We start from the raw sequence: 3,279 nt of genomic DNA on the forward strand, positions 1-3,279 counted from the left end.
GCCCACGAGGGCGGGACGGCGCTCGGGGTGCTCGGTGACGTGACGAGCTTCGGCGATGTGGAGGCGATGCGGAGCGAGGTCGAGGCGGGGCTCGGGCCGGTCGACGTCCTCGTGGCCAATGCGGGCGGGAACTTCACGCCGCCGGCACCGCTCGAGGACATTCCCGAGGCTGGCTGGCGGGCCACGGTCGACGGCAATCTGACCGCGACCTTCCTCACGCTCAAGAGCTTCCTTCCGGGCATGAAGGCGCGCGGACGGGGCTCGATCGTCACGATCGCGTCCACGGCGGCGAGGAGGCCCGACGCTCGGGCACCCATCGCGTACGGGGCGGCGAAGGCCGGGATCGCGCTGCTGACCCAGGACGCCGCAGCCCAGGCTGGACCCTTCGGCGTCCGGGTGAACTGCATCGCTCCGGAGACGATCCTCACAGAGCGCAATCGCGAGCGAATCCCCGCCGAACAGCAGGCCGCCCTCGCCGATTACCACCCACTGCGCCGCCTCGGCACGCCGCAGGACGTCGCGGAGGCCGCGGCGTTCCTGGCCTCAGCGGATGCCGGGTGGATCACCGGCGTGGTGCTCGACGTCGCCGGCGGCGCCGTGCTGAGGTGAGTTGCGCGGGGTGGGCGCGTGCTCCGGTCCACTTCTCGGGGCCCCGAAACGTGTTTCTCGAAAGACGCGCCGGCTCGGGAGTGGTTGGGAGGAATCAAGCGGACAGGAGCGCGCTGGCCACTACGCGTCGGCGAACGCCGCGTAGGAGGAGACGCTCGTGACCGGGCGAATGGGCTTCGTGCCGTCCGTCGGGCCTGCGATGTAGTCCTCCTCGGAGTCGAGGATGCGCCCCGTCGCGTCATCGATGACGAGGATGTTCCGGTACGTACCCCACTGCTTGGGCGAGTCGAGGTAGACCGCCGTCCCGGGGCGTCCGAGTCGATCAGTCACAGCCCCGAGCGTGGTGACTCCCGGGATTGCAGCGATGACCGAGAGATAGGCCCGCTGCTGCGCGTTCGAGAGGTTCCAGTCCCGCGACATGACCTCCATCATCTGGAAGACTCCTTGGGCGTCCTCGTAGACCATCGCGGTCGCCTTGCTTTGAAAATCGTGGATCCAGGCCGCCATGGAGGCGTCGTCCGCAGGCGGCTTCGGGTAGGGATCTCCCTTGAGAGTCTTCCGAGCCTCGGGCGATAGCTTCGGGTCGAGCGGGACCGTCCATGCCTCCCCGGGCTTCACGGGCTGGGGGTTCCCATCGGGAGACACACCTATGATGGGCGGAAGGGCGTACTTCACGTTTGGGTCGGTCGGCGAGAACGGTTGCCCAACGATGCGAGTCAGCGTTCCGGTGCCATCGGCATCCCGTCGGATGATCATCGTCTGCGGCAGGATGGTTGGCGCTCCGGACTTGCCGCCCGGGAGCGATTCGTTGCCGGCCAGCCAACTGCTGAGTTTGTAGTACCCGGGCTTGAACCCGGCCGGGTCGGGTGCGAGGAGCTTCTGCCGCGCATCGGCGATGACCTCCGCCGCGGTCGCCGAGAGCGGGCGCACCTCGAGCATCTTGGGTCCAGCAGCCTGGGCTACGTCCGTGCCGATGGGGTGCGCCGGGTCACGCGGCCACGAGACCGTCGCGATGACGCCAGCCGCCGCAGCCGCCGCCGCTCCGACTCCGATGAGTACCGCGCGTCGTCCGATCGCGCGCCGTCGAGACGCGAGATGGGGGACGCCAATGGACCCCGAGATGATGGCCCGCAGGTCTTGTTCGGCGCGGAGATCGAGCGGCTGGTCGGGGTTGACTGGCGCGGGGTTTGCGGCGCGGATCGTGTCCTCAAGCGCTTCCATGACCGTGTCCCTTCTTCGTCAAGATGTCTTTGAGCGCCTTCCGAGCGCGGCTCACGCGCTTCCAGGCGGAGGCCTCCGAGCAGCCGAGCACCTCAGCGAGGCGGGAGGCGCTCAGTTCCTCCCAATAGGTCAGGTAGAGAATGTCGCGGTCCTCGTAGCGGAGCTCAAGGAGCGCCTCGCGAATGAGGTCGGCCGTCGAATCGGTGTCCAGGATCCTCGCGTCATGCTGAATCCGGCGGAGCAGGGCGCGTTCCCGCAGCTGCCTCCGATATTCGTTCCCGATGAGATTGCGCGCGATCCCGTAGAGCCACGCGAGCTCCCGATCGCCCCGCTCCGACATCTTGGACCAGGCGACGCGGAAGGTGTCGGCCGCGATCTCACGCGCAGCCTCCTCATCGCTCAGACGACGATTCGCGAAGGCGAAGATGAACCAGTAATGGCGCCGATAGAAGGCAGCGAACTCCGCCTCATCGGGTGAGCCGTCCTTCTCCTCACTCGCTTCGGAAACGCTCGAGCCCATGACGCTCATACGCACCGCCCCCTCGGTAGGACTGTCTGACGCCCACACTATTTCCGGGAAGCAGCCGATCCTGACGCGCGATTCAGCGGCGCAGCGCCTTGGTCCGCTTATTTCGAGCTCATAGCCGTGTTTCGCCGCAACGCGCCGGCTCGGGAGTGGTTGGGAGGAATCAAGCGGACAGGAGTGCGGAGGGGAGCTATTCGAAGCGCGACGCGTCTCCCGCGCCGTGCCGGGCCACCTCCGCGTAGCCGTCCGAGAAGTCGATCACGGTGGTCGGATCGGTCCCGCAGTCGCCCGCGTCGACCACGGCGTCGAGCACGTTGTCGAGCCGTTCCTTGATGTCCCAGCCGTCGATGAGCGGATCCTCGTCGCCCGGCAGGAGCAGGGTCGAGGAGAGGATCGGTTCGCCGAGCTCCCCCAGGAGCGAGCGGACCACGTTGTTGTCCGGAATGCGCACGCCTACCGTCTTCTTCTTCGGGTGGAGCATGCGCCGCGGCACGTCGCGCGTGGCCGGGAGGATGAAGGTGTACGGCCCCGGCGTCACGCCCTTGATGGCGCGGAACACGTCGTTGTCCACGTTGACGAGCTGGCCGAGCTGGGCGAAGTCGCGGCACACGAGCGTGAAGTGGTGCTTGCCGTCGAGCCGGCGGATCTGGCGGATGCGGTCCAGTGCCTCCCGATTGCCCATCTGGGCGCCGAGCGCGTAGCACGAGTCGGTCGGATACGCGATGAGGCCGCCCTCCCGGAGGACCTGCACGATCTGCCCGATGAGCCGCGGCTGGGGGTCCACAGGGTGGACGTCGAAATAGCGCGCCATTCCTCGAGCCTACGCCTCCGGGCTGAGGCCTCCCGGCCCATCCCCCGCGCCGAGCGCAGCGCGCCGGGCGGCTACTTGACGCACGGGATGCCGCCGCCCTGGAGCGCGCCGG

General features: G+C 68.2%; 4 protein-coding genes. 1 reads left to right on the forward strand and 3 read right to left on the reverse strand.

Annotation, left to right across the window (positions count from 1 at the left end):
* Nucleotides 1-609: SDR family NAD(P)-dependent oxidoreductase (locus ACLN58_RS19885; RefSeq protein ID WP_415856965.1), on the forward strand; the 609-nt coding region annotated here is incomplete at its 5' end.
* A gap of 120 nt (nucleotides 610-729) precedes the next feature.
* On the opposite strand, the gene ACLN58_RS19890 is transcribed toward ACLN58_RS19885, so the two are convergent.
* The 3 genes from ACLN58_RS19890 to ACLN58_RS19900 all read right to left on the reverse strand — a co-directional run bounded on the left by ACLN58_RS19890 (nucleotide 730) and on the right by ACLN58_RS19900 (nucleotide 3,167).
* Entirely contained in the window at nucleotides 730-1,830 is a 1,101-nt protein-coding gene (locus ACLN58_RS19890) for a hypothetical protein (protein WP_415856966.1), read from the reverse strand.
* On the reverse strand, nucleotides 1,817-2,359 hold the full coding sequence (locus ACLN58_RS19895; RefSeq protein ID WP_415856967.1) for an RNA polymerase sigma factor: 543 nt from the start codon (nucleotides 2,357-2,359) through the stop codon (nucleotides 1,817-1,819). Before ACLN58_RS19895 ends, ACLN58_RS19890 begins: the two co-directional genes overlap by 14 nt.
* A 187-nt stretch (nucleotides 2,360-2,546) precedes the next feature.
* Nucleotides 2,547-3,167 (reverse strand): L-threonylcarbamoyladenylate synthase, encoded by a 621-nt coding sequence (locus ACLN58_RS19900; RefSeq protein WP_415856968.1) that lies wholly within the window; start codon nucleotides 3,165-3,167, stop codon nucleotides 2,547-2,549.
* Nucleotides 3,168-3,279 lie beyond the last annotated feature (112 nt).

This window comes from Sinomonas sp. G460-2, assembly GCF_047759905.1.
Taxonomy (GTDB): domain Bacteria; phylum Actinomycetota; class Actinomycetes; order Actinomycetales; family Micrococcaceae; genus Sinomonas.

What these genes read in the sequence shown, in the direction of transcription:
- ACLN58_RS19895 (WP_415856967.1), bottom strand. Translation starts at nt 2,359, where the DNA reads ATGAGCGTCATGGGCTCGAGCGTTTCCGAAGCGAGTGAGGAGAAGGAC.
- ACLN58_RS19890 (WP_415856966.1), bottom strand. Translation starts at nt 1,830, where the DNA reads ATGGAAGCGCTTGAGGACACGATCCGCGCCGCAAACCCCGCGCCAGTC.
- ACLN58_RS19900 (WP_415856968.1), bottom strand. Translation starts at nt 3,167, where the DNA reads ATGGCGCGCTATTTCGACGTCCACCCTGTGGACCCCCAGCCGCGGCTC.